Source organism: Vibrio crassostreae, from assembly GCF_024347415.1.
Lineage (GTDB): Bacteria > Pseudomonadota > Gammaproteobacteria > Enterobacterales > Vibrionaceae > Vibrio > Vibrio crassostreae.
Window position 1 is genome coordinate 551,343 of sequence record NZ_AP025477.1, and the last position, 16,491, is coordinate 567,833.

14 protein-coding genes are annotated in these 16,491 nt (G+C 44.1%); 5 read left to right on the top strand and 9 right to left on the bottom strand.

Annotated elements, in window-relative coordinates; all coding sequences use genetic code 11:
• Nucleotides 1-15 precede the first annotated feature (15 nt).
• Entirely contained in the window at nt 16-369 is a 354-nt protein-coding gene (locus OC193_RS18125) for a hypothetical protein (protein ID WP_017072193.1), read from the top strand.
• Nucleotides 370-578: 209 nt separating this feature from the next.
• On the opposite strand, the gene OC193_RS18130 is transcribed toward OC193_RS18125, so the two are convergent.
• The 5 genes from OC193_RS18130 to OC193_RS18150 all read right to left on the bottom strand — a co-directional run bounded on the left by OC193_RS18130 (nt 579) and on the right by OC193_RS18150 (nt 6,776).
• Nucleotides 579-1,475: a sigma-70 family RNA polymerase sigma factor gene (locus OC193_RS18130; RefSeq protein ID WP_048663489.1), complete on the bottom strand. Its 897-nt coding sequence runs from the start codon at nt 1,473-1,475 to the stop codon at nt 579-581.
• Between the two features lie 492 nt (nt 1,476-1,967).
• Entirely contained in the window at nt 1,968-2,300 is a 333-nt protein-coding gene (locus tag OC193_RS18135; protein WP_048663490.1) for an Hpt domain-containing protein, read from the bottom strand.
• Nucleotides 2,294-3,883 (bottom strand): response regulator, encoded by a 1,590-nt coding sequence (locus OC193_RS18140; protein ID WP_048663491.1) that lies wholly within the window; start codon nt 3,881-3,883, stop codon nt 2,294-2,296. The genes OC193_RS18135 and OC193_RS18140 overlap by 7 nt, the downstream gene beginning before the upstream one ends.
• Nucleotides 3,884-4,157: 274 nt before the next feature.
• Nucleotides 4,158-5,708, bottom strand: a complete 1,551-nt coding sequence (locus tag OC193_RS18145) for an MDR family MFS transporter (RefSeq protein ID WP_048663492.1) — start codon at nt 5,706-5,708, stop codon at nt 4,158-4,160.
• Nucleotides 5,709-5,711: 3 nt separating this feature from the next.
• On the bottom strand, nt 5,712-6,776 hold the full coding sequence (locus OC193_RS18150) for an HlyD family secretion protein (protein WP_048663493.1): 1,065 nt from the start codon (nt 6,774-6,776) through the stop codon (nt 5,712-5,714).
• A 127-nt stretch (nt 6,777-6,903) separates the two neighbouring features.
• Here OC193_RS18150 and OC193_RS18155 point away from each other — a divergent pair, with 127 nt between their 5' ends.
• Nucleotides 6,904-7,806, top strand: a complete 903-nt coding sequence (locus OC193_RS18155) for a LysR family transcriptional regulator (protein WP_048663494.1) — start codon at nt 6,904-6,906, stop codon at nt 7,804-7,806.
• 68 nt (nt 7,807-7,874) lie between these two features.
• Here the strand turns inward: OC193_RS18155 and OC193_RS18160 are convergent, their stop codons facing one another.
• The 4 genes from OC193_RS18160 to OC193_RS18175 form a co-directional block, all read right to left on the bottom strand.
• Nucleotides 7,875-10,298 (bottom strand): glycoside hydrolase, encoded by a 2,424-nt coding sequence (locus OC193_RS18160; RefSeq protein WP_048663495.1) that lies wholly within the window; start codon nt 10,296-10,298, stop codon nt 7,875-7,877.
• A 103-nt stretch (nt 10,299-10,401) separates the two neighbouring features.
• On the bottom strand, nt 10,402-11,214 hold the full coding sequence (locus tag OC193_RS18165) for a DUF2861 family protein (RefSeq protein ID WP_048663496.1): 813 nt from the start codon (nt 11,212-11,214) through the stop codon (nt 10,402-10,404).
• A complete protein-coding gene (locus OC193_RS18170; protein WP_048663497.1) occupies nt 11,214-11,861 on the bottom strand; it encodes a response regulator transcription factor in 648 nt (215 codons plus the stop codon). The genes OC193_RS18165 and OC193_RS18170 overlap by 1 nt, the downstream gene beginning before the upstream one ends.
• A complete protein-coding gene (locus OC193_RS18175) occupies nt 11,839-13,248 on the bottom strand; it encodes an ATP-binding protein (RefSeq protein WP_048663499.1) in 1,410 nt (469 codons plus the stop codon). Before OC193_RS18175 ends, OC193_RS18170 begins: the two co-directional genes overlap by 23 nt.
• Before the next feature lie 243 nt (nt 13,249-13,491).
• Here OC193_RS18175 and OC193_RS18180 point away from each other — a divergent pair, with 243 nt between their 5' ends.
• The 3 genes from OC193_RS18180 to OC193_RS18190 all read left to right on the top strand — a co-directional run bounded on the left by OC193_RS18180 (nt 13,492) and on the right by OC193_RS18190 (nt 16,351).
• Complete coding sequence (locus tag OC193_RS18180) at nt 13,492-14,025, top strand: YbhB/YbcL family Raf kinase inhibitor-like protein (RefSeq protein ID WP_048660250.1); 534 nt, start codon at nt 13,492-13,494, stop codon at nt 14,023-14,025.
• 40 nt (nt 14,026-14,065) lie between these two features.
• Complete coding sequence (locus OC193_RS18185) at nt 14,066-14,848, top strand: helix-turn-helix transcriptional regulator (protein ID WP_048660249.1); 783 nt, start codon at nt 14,066-14,068, stop codon at nt 14,846-14,848.
• 123 nt (nt 14,849-14,971) lie between these two features.
• Complete coding sequence (locus OC193_RS18190; protein ID WP_048663500.1) at nt 14,972-16,351, top strand: D-serine ammonia-lyase; 1,380 nt, start codon at nt 14,972-14,974, stop codon at nt 16,349-16,351.
• Nucleotides 16,352-16,491: the final 140 nt, after the last annotated feature.

Consider the following 16,491-nt stretch of genomic DNA (forward strand, 5'->3'; position numbering starts at 1 on the left):
TGAAGGAGGAACGACATGTATCGTTATGTCAGTTCACCGCAAGCGTCGAAGTACATAGTGCCACCACCTCAACATCGTGAGTTGTCGAGTGTGGATGTGCCTGAGTCCGAATTGGAGATGCGAGAAATATTGAATAATTGGTTTGCTGATGGTTTAGCACCCATTATTGAAAGTGAAGATGACTACATCTCTGCGAGCGATCACGTTCGATTCGAAAAGCTTAGCCGCACCGTTGGGATGTTGTTGAGAAACAAAGATTATTATTTTGCGGCCAAACGGATTTTATCAGTGTGGGAACAAGATTGTCTTGAAACCACTTATATCAATTATCTCATTTTGCGCAGTGAGCGAGTCACTTCTCTAAGGTAAGTTAATGCTGTGGCAATTTTCCTTCGCCATTAGCGACTTTGGGTTTGTGTGCTTAAGATCTTTTTGTTTTTCTAGCGAATCTGCAAACAAAAAGGGCAAGCTTGGAGGCTCACCCTAAAGGTTCTTTGTTTTACTTACGTTGTTTTTTTTAATTACGTTGCTGTTTTGGCTTAACGTTATTTTCAACTAATTCTCAACTGGGTTACGACTTACACCCAACCATCAAATTTGAGTCGTTTTTGAATCCTCTCGACTGCCTCTTTCTGCATTTGTCTAACACGCTCGTTAGAAACATTCACATCCAACATTTGTCCGACCTCAGACAGCGTTTTCACCTTGTTATCGAAGAAACCAAAACGGTGAATAAGAACCTTCTGCAATTTAGGTGGCAGTGTGTTTATTATCTGCTCTAGCGCATGTGTAAATGATTGGTCTTCACAATCTTGTTGAGGGTCGGGGATATATTCACTTTCGCATTGATCAAGCACCATAGGCGCATGGCTAGTTCCAACCGTTGTCGTCACGTCAATAAACCCGCTTAATGCCACCAATTGATCGACGCGTTCGGCCTTAACACCTGAACTGTCTGATAGCTCAGAAATTGAAACCTCTTTACTCATTTTTTTGCTTACATCAAGCTTTTTTGAGGCGAGGCTGTTTATTTCTTTACACACGTGGGCTGGCAATCGAACGGTTCGACCCGTGTTCATCAGTGCGGCTTCAATGTTTTCGCGGATCCACCACACAGCATAGGTTGAAAAACGATAACCTGGTTCTGGATCGTATTTGTCGATGGCCTTAATCAAGCCAATGTTGCCTTCCTCGATCAGGTCGAGCAGGGTGAAATTATTGCCTTTACGTTTTAGGTAACTCTTTGCGATTTTCACAACAAGGCGCAGGTTTGATTCGATCATGACATCACGCGCTTTTTTATCACCCGCGCGATTCAATTTTGCATAATACACCTCATCTTCACGTGACAGCAGATCAATGCCAACAATATCTTTCAGATAATGAGCATAAGGGTCTGCACTGGTAGAAAATGATTCGGTAATGGGTGTTTCATCCGTGAGCCCCTGAAACGCAGCAAAACTATCGTTGTTCATTTCCTTGTCCTTATCTAGCCGACTGAACGTTTTATTTTATTATTATGCCACCAAGTGATTAACGCTTGGTTTCATTAGAGTGTAGATAACAGTTTCTTCTTTACCAATAAATAAAATGCAATTTCGTATGTTTTTGTCACAAAAAGAACTACAAATATTTAACTAAGTTGCATCTTATTGAGAGGGAGGTTATTGCAGATAAAACATGAACATGCAGTGTTTATAAAGCAAGTGTTATGCATCGTTATATGTAGATAAGTGAGGTGAATTTATAGGTGTGTTTGGACTCTGTAATTGACAGGGAATAATGAGGAGAAAATGGCAAGAGTCGAGGTTCCATGTTTCCAAAGTACCTCTGCTCTTTAACCTGTTCCGCTGACATTGGTCGCCGTGTAAAGCTCGAAAGTTATTACTCATACTTAGAGATTTATCCCAAACTAAAAGCTATTAGCCAAGGTTAAAATCTATTACTAATAAACCTCAGTGAATTGATTAATAAGTGCTGAGTACTTCATCGATTTGTTGATTGATGATCTTCATTTCGCTGTATATGACGGAGAGATCGTCAGCTTGAGGCGCCAGCTTATTGAATGTGTTTTGTTCCACATTCTCTAGAGCGACCGTTGCTGTCTCTTCGCCAAAGCTAGCCAATATTCCTTTCAAAGTATGCACAGTAAAATGAAGCTTGCCCCAGTCTTTCTGTTGTACTAATTCTTCTATTTCTTGTAATGAATTTCCGTGATCTTCTTGGTACGTTGATAACACAGCGAAAATTACGTCTCTGTCGTTATCTAAGTAAGCGTTTAAAGCATCAAAATCTAGCATGTGGACTCCTGTCGGCTGCATGTTGAAAATGGATTGGGCGGCTTAGTAGAAAAACCGTTGCGTGATGAGTCACTGATCCATTGGTTCCATCTTGGTGGAAGTTCTAGTTGAGTCAGTTCTTCTACGTATTCGTCGCTAAGTTTCTCATCTATATGAGCTTTATGGACGGCATATATATAGTCAAGTTTGGCGGCAACTGAATATGGGTAACTGTGAATGTAGTCTTTTAATTCCTGGATCGAGCCAAAGTTTTCAATGTTTATACAAGTTGAAGGGTCGACATTTTTGGACTCAAGTTTGTGGCTTACTGCTTCTCCACGAGATTTTAGACATTCCACGGCTAAATGATAAAGAGAGTACTCACCAAAGTGGGCGAGCAGTGGTAATAGTTGAGCAAGCAAATAAGTTGGTTGGCTGTGGAAATTATTCGCTAACAGTGTCGAAGCTCTAATCACTTTTTTGTGGGCAACCTGAGGGCTATTTTCGATGAGCAATATGCTGCTCTGAAATAGGGCAAGGCTGGCCAAAACTTGCTGCTGTTGTTTTACCGGAAGTTTCAGGTTTACCAACTCGGTGAATTGGTTGGCGTGCTCAAGCAAAATACGTTTGTACTTTAGTTGCGTCTCGCGCTGATACGTTGCTTTTAACGAATTAAAGTGCGCACCAATGGAATGGATGACATCAATGTCAGCAGCTGAAATGTGGGTCGCATACATCTCACCTAACTTTATGATCATATGTGTGTTATCTGCGTTCTCAGCTAAGTCGATCGCCCTAATTGCACGATGGCTGATACTTGGTGTCATTTCAAATGCACGAATCGCCAATTTAAGAGCAGGCAGCAGCATCTTATGTTTTTCATAGATACAGCTTAAGCAATCAATAACGCTCAATGAGAGTGGCTGCGCTATCAAAAAATTGTGGAGCTTATCTATGGCTAAATTTGGCTTGCCTAAGCTATCGAGAATTAGCGCTTCAGCCACTAATTTTGTTGGGTGCATGTTGGTTTTCGAGTTGTTAATGACGTTAGACAGCAACTGCCATTTCTTACCTGAAATTAAATGTTCAATCAATGTCGCTTCGAACTGGACGCTGGTGCCATTAGGGGAGACCGCCAAAGCTTGAGCTAATCTCTCTTGAGTGGAGATTGGATATAAATCATTAAGTTGGGTGAGTTTTTTCGACACGGACACAGCACTTTGGATCTTTTTACCTAACCTCTGAGTATGAATCGGTTTAGATACGAAATGGTGTGCCTCACCAGAAAGGGCAGTTAATACCGTTTCTTGACGCATATCCCCAGAGAGCAAGATTGTCGCTACAGTGTGGTCTATTAGGCGATTTCGATACAGAATCCCCAAAAGCTCAAACCCAGTGAAGGATTGCTCTAAGTGATAATCGATGAGGAGTACATGAAAAGAGTGCGTCTCGACCGCTTTAATGGCTTGTCGATAGTCGGTCGCGATAAAGATGCAATCATGTGAAATGCCTAAGCTCGAGAGTTGCTGCTTTATAAGAATAGTTGCACTCTTGGAGTCGTCGACAATTAAAACTCGTAGGTCAGGTGGTAAGGTCAAATCCATTTTCCTCAATACCAAATGCTACTTTTAATTTAGGTGTCAAGTTGCACATTGTCAAGGTGACTATATCACATACAAACACTCAATAAACTATTGGTAATTAAAACATTTATGAAAGCCTTCAAACGCAGGTTACTTTTACCTGATTTTTGTTCGGTTATACGTGTTTTGGAAATAAAAAAGAGGCAAGCCGATAAGCTTACCTCTCTATTTCATTGTTCGAGTTTATATTCGAAGGCTGTTCTATACTTCAGGTTTATTTACCGAAACTCTAGCGTTAATCACGCATGTTCAAAATCAATACTGCAGCGAGAGCCAAGAACGCCGTCATCATTAAGAACACATCGTTATAGGCCATGATAGCGGCGTCACGTTGCATGGTTCCTAACAGGCTTGCTTGCGCTTGTTGCATTGCTGTCGCGGCATCACTGCCTGATTGGATAAAGAACGCTTGCTGATCTTTGAGTGTCTGCCAACCTAACTGACTCACTGAAGGCAGCGACTCTTTGATATGTGCAAGATGCTCACGAGTTTTGTTGTCGAGCAGCGTAGCGATAATCGCGATGCTGAAAGCACCACCTAAGTTTCGCATCACGTTGGTTAACGTTGATGCGTCTGGCGTGTCCATTTTGCTGATGTTCTTCATGGCAACCAAAGACAGCGGAACCATAATAAATGGGCTACCGATAGCACGCAGAACCATAGACAAAATCAGCTGCTGGCCACCAAAATCAATCGTCATATGTGTATTCACGTAACAACTGAAACCGAACATCGCGAAACCAAAGGTCACTAAGTACTTAGGCTTAATGATTTGCGTCAGCTTAGGTACTATTGGGAATATCAGAAGTTGTGGGAAACCCATCCACATTAGCACTTCACCAATTTCCATCGCGTTATATTGCTGAATTTGAGTCAGATACATCGGCAGAACATAGATAGAGCCAAGCAATGCCATCCCTAGAATCAAATAGGCGATACAGGACATCGCAAACTGCCCATCCCGCAATAACCGAAGGTTAACCAATGGCTTTTTGTGTTGGAGTTCGTTTATCACGAAGTAAACCAAGCTCACCGCCGACACGATACTCAAGCTTATGATGAAGCTCGAACTGAACCACTCTTCACGGTTACCTTCTTCTAACACTACTTCTAGACAGCCCAACCCTAACGCCATGGTGGCTATACCAAACCAATCGGCCTTTTTCAGCGTACCAAGGTCGAGCTTTTCATCGTCCAAGCCATAACGGATCATGGTGATCACGAGCAGAGCGGGCGGAATATTGATGTAAAAAATATAGTGCCACGAGAAGTTCTCTGTTAACCAACCACCAAAAGTAGGGCCGATCGATGGAGCAAACGTCGCGGTAACACCAAACAGCGCCATGCCCACAGCGCGCTTATTGACAGGCAATAACTGAATCACTAGCGAGAAAGCAAGCGGGATTAAAGCACCACCACTGAAGCCTTGCATCGCGCGGAATACAATCATCGAGGTCATATTCCAAGAAAACGAACACAGCAAAGATGAAATGGTGAAGATGGCCGTCGTCCAGGTAATATATCGGCGTTTACCGAGCGCTTTAGATAGCCAACCACTGAGCGGTATAGCGATCATTTCGGCAACTAAGTAAGAGGTAGAGATCCACGAACTTTCGTCTAAGGTGGCTGACAGCGCACCTTGAATGTCTTTAAGAGATGAGTTGGTGATCTGGATATCCAATATCGCCATAAACGCACCGATCAAACCGCCAAATAGGGCGATCCAATGGCGTCTTGAAACTTCTCCATCATCATTAGTTTGGGTGACAACATCAGTGTTACTCATGGTCTAGCCTCGTTTATCGATGGTCGCTACCACAGACAAACCAGGAAGCAATCGACCTTTCAATTCTTGCTGATCAGGAATAGTAATTTTCACCGGTACACGTTGAACGATTTTAGTGAAGTTACCGGTTGCATTCTCAGGTGGCAGCAGCGCGAACTTAGCGCCAGTCGCAGGGGAGAAGCTGTCTACCACGCCTTCAAGTGGCTGGCCTGGAAAGGCGTCTAGCTCAACTTCAACCGTTTGACCTTTGTGAATGCCACTTAGCTGTGTCTCTTTGAAGTTAGCTTCGATCCACACTTGGTTGTTTGGTACCAAACTCATCAATGGCGCGCCTGCTTGAATCAACAAGCCTTCACGTACGCTGCGTTTGCCAATTACACCATCTGCTGGCGCGTAGACCTTGGTGTAATCAAGGTTAAGTTGAGCTTGATCTCTTTGCGCTTGAGCTTCAGTCACCGATGCGTTTGCTTGTTCTATCTCGCTAGCAATAACGGTTAATTGATCGTTGGTCGCAACGAGGTTTGCTTTTGCTTCTTCGAGATCTGCTTGAGTGACTTTTTGCTGTGCAGCCATGCTATCGACTTCATCTTGAGACGCGTAGTTACGTTTTAGTAAGCTACGAGAGCGTACCACTTGCTGAATAGCACGTTCGTATTCAGCTTGTGCGGAATCGACACGGCTTTCTGCTTGGTTAATTTTGCTACGTTGTAATGTTTGTTGTGCCACTAGATTTTTTACGTCTGATTGCACCACGCTTAAATGGGCATTGGCCTGAGCGAGTGCTGACTGGTAATCACGGTCATCGATTTGAACCAACAAATCACCTTCTTTTACTGGTTGGTTGTCACTCACGTAAGACTTAACAATATAGCCAGATACCTTAGGACTAATATTAGTGATATCGCCTTGCAGGTAGGCATTGTCGGTGGATTCAAAGTACTGGCCATAGCCGTACCAGTATCCAGCGCCGGCTAAACCCAATGACAGCATGATCGCAGTAGCAATAAGCGGAGCTTTTTTACGTTTTTTTGTGCTTACTGTTTGCGAAGCGTTGTTGTTATCTGTCATTTTTATTTCTCATTTTGTTTTTATTTAGATGTAACGAATTGTAAATGAATTCGATTGATTGATAAGATAGGAAAAAAGGAAAACACTGTTGCAATAATCTTACTAATAGGGTTTTGGGAGAAGTATGATGGACTTAAATGCTGTGACTGTTTTTACGCAAGTTGTTGATTGCGGAAGCTTCACGCACGCAGCTGAGGCATTGAACATGACCAAGTCGACCGTCAGCCGAAAGCTTGACGAGCTGGAACAGCACCTAGGTGTGAGGTTGATCACTCGTTCGACACGAAGTTTAGTCTTAACGCCGGAGGGTGAGCGCTTCTATCAATCGAGCGTGCAAATGCACGAGATCATGAACCAAGCTGAGCTAGAGGTTTCTGCCAATCAGGATTTGATCCGAGGGCAGTTGAACGTTGTGTTGCCTGTTGAATTGGGGCATCAAGTATTAGCCACATACATCCACAGCTTCCTAAAAGAGCACCCAAACGTGACTTTGAATTTAGAACTGACGAATCGAGAAGTCGACATCATTGCGGAGGGGATCGATCTTTACGCGCAAATTGGTGAGCTAGTGGACTCGAGCTTGGTTTCTCGCTACCTCACAACATCGAAGCGTGTATTGGTAGCCAGCCCTGAGTATTTAGAACAGTTCGGTGAAATATCTTCGCCCAATGACCTTAAACCGCCATTCCGAATGATTGAGGTGGTAAATAAGGCGGCGCGCCTGCCCAAGTGGCATTTACAATTGGAAGGCGGTGAGTCGATTTTGATCGATCTGCCGTGTCAGTTGCGGGTGAATACTATCACGGCATGCTTAACAGCGTGTGTTGATGGGCTTGGCTTAGCGGTGCTTCCTGAATTCATTTGTCGTGAGCACTTCAAGACAGGTAAGCTGATTCGTTTATTACCTGAATATGAGATGCCGGAAGTTTCAGTAAGCCTAGTGTATGCAGACAGGCAGTTGATGCCGAAACGTAAGAAGGTCTTTATCGACTATCTACTGACTGCCTTTCAAAATAGGAAGCAAAAGTAACGGGGTAAACCTTAGCGGTTAAGTGCTTAGGCTTCCTATTATTCGTTATTGTCTAAACCGTATCGAAGCTAACTATGATCGGGCTGCCAGTCGAGGACTTGCCCATTCGCCAATATAGCTTTGATCGATAGGCCAGCAATATCGATACCGTTGTGACGAAATGCCTTGCTGGAGAAGTTGGCAATGATCTTACTCCCGTCACTGAACTCGGTTTGTTGAACATCGCCGTTCTTATCTAACCAGTCGAAATCGACTAACTGTTTATCCCATAACTGTTCGTGCATCGGTTCAAAGCCATCTTGATAGTGTTTGAGTGCTTTGATTCTCGGGCTTGAACTTGATAAAGCTTCATCTCTGGTTAAGTGAACCATTGGTGGTGTGTTGTACAGCATGGCGGTTAAGTCTCGATTTGCTCGCACATTGGTGAACTTGAGGCTGTCTGAATGCCAATGGTGTGTATTGATTACTTCATCATGGAAAACGGCTTGGTAAAGCGGAATTCGATATTGAGACGAAAACAGTAGCGACTTGTAGGGTTCTTTAACCTTAGCCGGCTTAAAGAAGAAGTCGGGCTTGTGGTCTGGGTACCAACGACCTAAGTAATAGGGAGATTGGTGGTTCTCTTTCAAATCTTTGTCTGTCCAACCAAAACCAACCGTTTCTAAGCCGTGTGCAAACGCGATGCCTTTTGTTGTTAGGCTGTTGCCGTCTTCAGATCCTAATAGTAACGATGGTTGCTCGCTAAGCCACTGCATTCGATTGTTGAAGGCAGAAAGCATGTCCGACTCGTTTGTATTGCCATTTCCATTGCTGTAGCTATGACTCTTGATATGATTGTCTATAGAGCCGCTGTAATCTTCACGTGCCATAGCGGTTGCATCAACATCTAAGAACAAGCTGTTGAAGTTGCCGAATCTCATAATGTCTTGAGCGCGCTGTTTTACGTATTCTAAATGGCAGTTCGGATTTAGATAGAATCCGTTACCTCTAAACCCTTTTTTTAGGCTGCCATCTGCCAATTCAATGGCACAACTCTGACGCATTGGCTCTGGTAATTGAGCGGTTAGCCAGTTGTCATTGAGCTTCGCAGGAATGGCTGTGTTGTAGGAATCGTAAGTACCGACCAGATATCCGGACTGTTTTGCCATAGCCACGGCGTTAGGTTGATAGAATGCTGGCATCCAATTATCTAATCCTAGCCACAGTTTGTTTAAACCTGCTTTATTTAGATTAGCGACCATGTCTGAAGACAATGCTTGCCCCCAAGTCTCTGACGAGTTTAGGTAGGAGGAGGCGTGTTCAACCAACCAATCTTTCTTATTCTGCGCTGCCATGTATTGAGCTTTGATCGTGTTGTTTTCGAGTGTCGGATTACCAACAGGATATAACACCTGCAATGACTGGCTAATAGAGTCCAACAATAGTTGTTTGTGATACTGACTGAACCAATCTTTGCCCTTGGAGAGTGACGACAGCTCTCTTTTCGCTTCCGCAGAAACGCGAAGTTTAGAGCCCTCTAGATACCATGTTTTCAATCCCCACCAGTCGCTCACATCTTGGATGCTCAATGGGTCTTTGCCAAATAGGTAAACGTGGCTTGCACCGATTAGCTTACTCACATCCGGATTACGCTTTTGTTTAGCAACCAGTGTTTCAGAAAGGCCATTTTCGATGCGCCAATCGCGGTAGTGTTTCGCTCCATCTAACCACGAGTCTCCAAGGGTGATACGAACAATAAATGGCTGTGATTGATTGAGCATCGTAAATTGGTGTGATGCCTTCATATCAATTTTGGTCTTTGAATTTGAGGAAGTATCAGAGGATGCATCTGAAAAGAGCAGTTGATTGTTGGTTGCATTAACCATTTGATAGCTAATGAAATGATTGTTTTGCTGTACTGTCCAAAAAGGCATCTTCAAGTCTTGAGTAGTGTTACTTCCAGAATGGTTGCCGACGAGATAGCTTGCCCAAAGCTTGTTATCAGTAGGCACACGCATACCTTCACTAAACGGAAGAAATAGTGTCTGAGTTTGTTGTTCGGCAAGATCAAACCACGCCAACTCGATGGGATCGTGTCGCTTCACCTGAATATTTGAAGGCAAGCTGAACTGAAAAGTGAGCTGGTCTTGGTTAAGCTCTGCCTCAACGTTTATCCCACTGGGTACTAAGGTCCAAGTGGCGATTTTTGCTGAGTCAGCTTTATCGGAAAAGCCAATAACCAGATTGGTCGCTTTCTGTGGTTGGTTATCAACGGTGAGAGCAGCGCTGTTAACGCTTAAGCCGTTCCAATCTATCTCTAGAGTATTCGATGATATAGAGACGGTATTGCTGCTAGTGGCGTTAGCGTTGTCGCGAATACTGCTGCCGCTAACGCTGCTATTACTGGTGAGCGTTATTTGGCTCGCTTGTGCATTGGATGAAAACAGACAAGCTGTTGTTAGAGCCACAATGGCACAAGTAGAAAGAGTGAGTGGGTGACGTACGCTGAGCATATTTAGATTCCGTAAAGGGTAAGTACGGTTATTACACCTAAGTAGCGCTAGTGCTTTGTCACCTATATGTCTCTATTTTTTGTTTGGCTCTAGTGGTGTTCCATTAGAAAGGCACGGCGACGCGTTGCACATATTGGACTTCAATAGCGCCTTGGTATTCAAACATTTCAACCGAAGCACTTAAGTGCTTGGCTTTGGTTCCAAGTGGACCTTCTGTGGGAACGGGTGCTTGCGCTGTTTTGATTGGCACTTTGTAACCTAACAGGTTGTAGTTTTCATCAAACCATTGCCAACTCACATTAGCGTCAGGGCAGTTGTCGATCACCTTTGGAGGCGAGAGCACGATATGTGGTTCGCTGAGTTTACTCTCAAGCGTCAGCCATCGATTGCTGTCATTTAAAGCGATAATAATAGGGTAGTGATTTGAACCTATCTTTAGTTGATAAACACCAGATTCGGGTTTGATGAACATTTCATTGGTTTCAATCTCTTGATACTCATTATTGGAAGCGAGTTGTCCATCGAGAAGGACTTTTCCTTTAGGTGAGACTAAAGAAAGAGTTTGGGTTTCTACGCCTTTATTGAGCTGTTCGGCAGAGACTTTGATTTGATAACCGTGCGACGACAGGCCATAGCGTCGAATGAAGCTGACTTGAATGTGGTGTTTCGGCTCAGCACTTTGTTTTAGTGAGGTTCCACATTGAGTCTGGCTTAATATCTCTTGTTTGACTGGCAGCCAAAGCTCACTATCGAGTGTTTGTTGATCGAGTGCGATTTGCAGCTCTTGCCACGCAACTTGAGGTTGGTCATCAAGCAGAGATTGATAGGTGTGCTGCAATGGCGTGTCAGTAAACCATGCCGCATGACTTGCGAGTGACCAGGTGCAGAGCAGTGCGGTTAACGAAGTGACTTTCATTATGATTCCCCGGCCAAGCGGTAACCAACGCCGCGATGTGTTTCGATATTCAATGTTGGCAGCTTCTGGCGTAAGCGCAGTATGTGATTATCAATAGTTCGGGTACTAGGAAAGGCCTGATAACCCCAAATTTTATTGAGTAATTCATCTCGGTGAAACACACGACTTTGGTTCTGAACAAACAGTACCAATAGCTGAAACTCCTTAGGTTTCAACGTGACTGGGCTTTCATTCAGATAAGCGATCCGTTCCGACAAGTTGATCTGAATATTTGCGTAATTTAAGAGGCTCACACCTAACGGACGAAGTTGGGTAATGACTCGAGCGAGTAATTCATCGTTCGAAAATGGCTTAGTCACGTAATCTTTGGCTCCCGCCATTAAACCTTCAACACGTTGTTGAACTTCTACTTTGGCGGTTAACACAATCACCGGTAGTGCTTTGAGGAGCAACCAGTTTGGAAGGTGTTGCAAGCTGTCACCATCTTCAAGCTGTCGATCCAATATCACAAGATCGGCTCGAAACCACTGCTTACTGGCACTCCCTGAATCCTTCGCCCAAAGGCATTGGTAACCATTGGATTCAAAGAAGCTGACGAGGCCTTGTCCAAGCAGTTGATCGTCTTCAATCAGCAGTAGGGTGTTCATAAGCAATTTCCAGAATACATCGGGTTGGGTTACGAAGAATAATAAGGCGGCCATTCGCTTGCTTCATCAAGTGCTCGACAATAGTTAGGCCAATGCCCATGTTATCCAGTTTGTGCGCTTCACTTGGCGTGACACGAGAAATGAGTCGTTGTATCGGCGAAGGGAAGTGCCCCTCGTCTTGTACCTCAATAGTCAGCTTGTCTCCGAGTTCGACCTTTACTAAAACCTTACCTTTACCGTGTTGTTTGGCATTCTTGATTAGATTATCCAAGCAGATGGTTAGCCAGTAATAGGGAAGGTTCAGTTCAACTTCACGCGCTTCACATTGATAAGAAATATTGTGCTTTTCACATACATGATCAAGCCACTCTTCTAATGATGCGTTTTGCTTTAACAAAGGCTCTGACTGATCCGAACTTAGGTACACTTTGCTGTTTTCGGTGAGTTGAGAGAGCCTTTGATAGTCAGAGATTAAACGCCAAACTGCCCCTTGGGTCTCATCGGGAAAATCGTCGTAACGATTTCTGAACATCTCAACGGTTAGACCAAGGCTAGTAATTGGCGTGCGCAGTTCATGAGTAAGAAGCTGTAAAACGAACTGCCTCTCTTTTCGTTGTTTTGTTCTTAGGTACAAGACTCTACCGAGTCCGGAAAACAATGTTAACAGCAACGTAAAGATCAACGTTTTCATGATCAGGTTGTCGTTGCTCGACTCGCTCAGGCACAGGTTACTGTAACGAAAAGAACAGCTTTCGGCTGACAAGGTCACTTCTTGTTGCTCGGCAATAGGTTTCCAAACCTCCGATGGAATTGCTTTCCAACCTTGTTCGCCACTCAACCAAAGCACATCACCTTGTTGCCAAGCGCGGTATCCATTGAGCAGTGCTTCTCTGCCTTGTGCGGTTAAGTTTTCTAGCTTGGAAAATAACGGATGCAAAGGATTGCTGATAATCAAAAAAGGATGAATCTGTTCACTGTTTTCTGGGTAACGAGCAACATAACGATCAGCGAAGCTACCACCAGCAGGGTGTCGTTTTGAGTGTGCCGCGAACCAGATTGAATCCAAGGTTTGTTGCTGACACAGAGCGAGCTCAAACTCGATGGCATCATGTAATGAAGGGTTACTGTTTTCAATTGCTTGGCAGTGATCTTGTATTGAGGCTAACGTTGCGATGTCGTCCCAACTGAATTGGTTGAAATCAGGATAACGGCTACTTTCATGAAGCAGAACTTTTGGGTACTGAGCCAACTCTTGTTGAGATACTAAGATTGGGGATGATTGCCAGGTCAGTTGATACAGGGTTTGCCACTTGTCTTGCAAACTTTGGGCATTGGCTAAAGTTGGGAGCCAAAAGGTCAAGCAAAGGGCTAAGGTAAACCTGCGCATCCAATCATTCTCATTAAAAGTCGTGAGGCGAGTCTAAAGACTTTTGGGTTAGATTTGTAACCTGAATGTCAACAAGTGCTCCCTTAACAACAAACTGTCGAGTGGATCATGCTTTTAAATAATAAGATGAAATTACAGTAAGTATCATTTGATTCCAATAAATTAGATAATTGTGTACTTATTGTCATTATTAAGCATGTGGGAAGGACTATACTCAACTCATACCAAATAAGAGGAACCATCATGAAACTAATCATCAAATCAGTATTGGCAATCAGTATTTTGGCTGCGGGCTCTGCTCAGGCGTTCGAATTAACCAGCAACGATATTCAAGAAGGTCATCCAATGGCGAAGACTTTTGAATACTCAAGTTGGGGTTGTGACGGCGATAACCTATCACCACAGTTAATGTGGAAAGATGCACCAGCAGGAACCAAAAGCTTTGCAATCACGGCGTATGACCCAGATGCTCCGACAGAAAGTGGTTTCTGGCATTGGGTTGCGTTTGATATCCCTGCGACTGTTAACGAGCTACCTCGCGGCGTCGATATATCTAAAATCGGTGGCAAAGAAGGTCGCATTGATTACGGTACAGTTGGCTACGGTGGCGTCTGTCCTCCTGAAAAAGATGGCATGCACCGTTACCAGTTCACGGTTTGGGCATTACCAACGGATAAGCTTAATCTAGACGAAAATACGCCGTCGGCAGTGGTTGGATTCACGTTGAACAGTATGGCTTTAGACAAAGCGAAACTGACCGCAACTTATACGCGTTAATAGCTTATACACGTTGATAATAAGTAAACAAGGGGATGAGATGAATCATCAATACCAAGTGACGATCTTTCGTGCAGAGCAGTTACAAAAGCTGCGTAATGTGAGGATTCTATCCCCTAGTATCATTCAGATCATTACAGGCAGTAAGCGCCTGTTTTGGAAAGACTCAGCGGCAGAACTCTCACATTCTGAGCTTTTGCTGTGTGAGGCATCAGCTTCGCTAAGCTTTGAAAACATGCCCCACAAAGGGCGCTTCTTGTCGCGAGTATTCAGCTTTCAATTCCAACCTTCTCAGGCGATGCTTGATTTAAGTGAGGAACGGTCGAATGAGCTGGGGTTGCCTACAGTGCAAGCGGACCGAAACTTACAAGACTCACTCAACGCGCTGTTTTCGTTTGATACACAGAGCATGAGCAAAGAGACTCAACAGTTTTGGTTGCAGGGCTTATACCAGCAACTGGCTGAAAAAGGGGTGTTGCATCGACTCTTTGTCAGTGCCAACGTCTCGTTTAGCCAAAAGCTCAGCCATTATCTTTCACATTCACCAGATGAGAAGCATCCGCTAGAGTCGGTGGCGGAGCGTTTTGCGATGAGCCGCGCGACACTGATCCGAAAGCTAAAACTGGAAGGTATGCAATATCGTGAGGTGTTGGCTGAAGTTCGGTTGAGTCACGCGCTTTATCTGATGCAAAACGGACAGCAGAATGTTGCGATGTTGGCTCAGTCTTGCGGTTATCAATCGGAAGGACGTTTTAGTCAGCGCTTTAAAGGAAAATTTGGTTTGTCGCCTAGTGAATACATCAAGACAGTGGCCAGCAATTAAGTTGTAAGACGTATCGATCAAAGCAAGTCTATTAACTACAGGTCATTGAATACTTGAATAAATACCGTTTTAATAGGCTCAAAATCAAATGTTTGTACGAGCGCAGATTGCTGTGTACCAGAGATGATGGCGCTATACCAGAGAAGGTCACCCATGACTGAATTGAACCCCAAAAGTGAGTTAAATATAGACAAGCTCACCAACGATTTCCCGTTGTTAAAACAACTTATAGCGCTAGAAGAAGTGAGTTGGTTTAACCCAAACATCACGACGTTAGAGCAAGGTTTACCCTATGTGGGGTTAAGCGAAGATGACATTCAAGATGCAAGCCTGAGATTACAAAGGTTTGCCCCTTATCTAGCGAAGGCATTCCCTGAAACACAAGTGACCGATGGCATCATCGAGTCTGAGCTTGTTGACATTCCATCTATGAAATCAGTATTGCAAGCGCATTGTCAGCAGCCTATTAAAGGGCGTTTGATGATGAAAAAAGACAGTCACTTGCCGATTTCAGGTTCAATCAAAGCCCGTGGTGGTATTTATGAAGTACTAACGCATGCCGAGAAGCTTGCCATTGAAGCTGGGTTACTGTGTGAGAGCGATGACTACAGTAAGTTACTCGAACCTGAATTTCGTGACTTCTTTAAACAATACAGTATTGCGGTAGGGTCCACGGGTAACTTAGGCATGTCGATTGGCATCATGAGTGCCAAGTTAGGCTTTACAGTGTCGGTTCACATGTCTGCTGATGCGAGAGTGTGGAAGAAAAACAAACTGCGTGAGCATGGTGTCAACGTTGTTGAGTATGAACAAGATTATGGTGTTGCGGTAGAACAAGGTCGCAAAGAAGCAGCACAAGATCCTCGATGTTTTTTCATTGATGATGAAAACTCACAAACCCTGTTCCTTGGCTACTCGGTGGCGGGGCAAAGACTAAAGCAACAGCTTGAACAGCAGCAGATTCTGGTCGATGAAGACCATCCACTGTTCGTTTACTTGCCATGTGGAGTCGGTGGCGGCCCCGGTGGTGTGGCATTTGGCTTGAAGATGGCTTTTGGTGACCATGTACACTGTATTTTTGCTGAGCCGACCCATTCGCCTTGTATGTTGTTGGGTGTCCATACCGGTTTGCATGACGAAATCGCGGTCCAAGATCTCGGTATTGATAATCTAACCGCAGCAGACGGGCTTGCAGTTGGCCGTGCTTCTGGTTTTGTTGGTCGAGCTATGGAACGTTTACTCGACGGCTATTACACGTTAACCGACGAACGTATGTATCAATTGTTAGGTGAACTGAACCAAGTGGAGGGTATTCAATTGGAGCCTTCAGCACTCGCGGGTATGCCGGGCGTGATTCATGTTGAACAGAATAGAGAATACCTTGCTCGTCTAGAAATTGATGAGTCGGTGCTAGCCAATGCCACGCATCTTGTATGGGCGACTGGCGGAGGCATGGTGCCAGAGCAAGAAATGGCAGCTTATTTAGCTAAGTCATCGGTGTAAATTGGATAGAAAGACGGATGATTGATGAGTTGAAACGAAGCAATAACTTGCGCAGATCGTTATCTCAAACACATATTTTATAAATTAGGCTTCATAGGTGTTCTAACTATCAGTTAGGTTGAGTGGCATTCAATTTGATA

Bases quoted from the DNA above. Each gene is read 5' to 3' on its own strand.
- OC193_RS18125 (WP_017072193.1), top strand. From the start codon at position 16: ATGTATCGTTATGTCAGTTCACCGCAAGCGTCGAAGTACATAGTGCCA.
- OC193_RS18130 (WP_048663489.1), bottom strand. From the start codon at position 1,475: ATGAACAACGATAGTTTTGCTGCGTTTCAGGGGCTCACGGATGAAACA.
- OC193_RS18135 (WP_048663490.1), bottom strand. From the start codon at position 2,300: ATGCTAGATTTTGATGCTTTAAACGCTTACTTAGATAACGACAGAGAC.
- OC193_RS18140 (WP_048663491.1), bottom strand. From the start codon at position 3,883: ATGGATTTGACCTTACCACCTGACCTACGAGTTTTAATTGTCGACGAC.
- OC193_RS18145 (WP_048663492.1), bottom strand. From the start codon at position 5,708: ATGAGTAACACTGATGTTGTCACCCAAACTAATGATGATGGAGAAGTT.
- OC193_RS18150 (WP_048663493.1), bottom strand. From the start codon at position 6,776: ATGACAGATAACAACAACGCTTCGCAAACAGTAAGCACAAAAAAACGT.
- OC193_RS18155 (WP_048663494.1), top strand. From the start codon at position 6,904: ATGGACTTAAATGCTGTGACTGTTTTTACGCAAGTTGTTGATTGCGGA.
- OC193_RS18160 (WP_048663495.1), bottom strand. From the start codon at position 10,298: ATGCTCAGCGTACGTCACCCACTCACTCTTTCTACTTGTGCCATTGTG.
- OC193_RS18165 (WP_048663496.1), bottom strand. From the start codon at position 11,214: ATGAAAGTCACTTCGTTAACCGCACTGCTCTGCACCTGGTCACTCGCA.
- OC193_RS18170 (WP_048663497.1), bottom strand. From the start codon at position 11,861: ATGAACACCCTACTGCTGATTGAAGACGATCAACTGCTTGGACAAGGC.
- OC193_RS18175 (WP_048663499.1), bottom strand. From the start codon at position 13,248: ATGCGCAGGTTTACCTTAGCCCTTTGCTTGACCTTTTGGCTCCCAACT.
- OC193_RS18180 (WP_048660250.1), top strand. From the start codon at position 13,492: ATGAAACTAATCATCAAATCAGTATTGGCAATCAGTATTTTGGCTGCG.
- OC193_RS18185 (WP_048660249.1), top strand. From the start codon at position 14,066: ATGAATCATCAATACCAAGTGACGATCTTTCGTGCAGAGCAGTTACAA.
- OC193_RS18190 (WP_048663500.1), top strand. From the start codon at position 14,972: ATGATGGCGCTATACCAGAGAAGGTCACCCATGACTGAATTGAACCCC.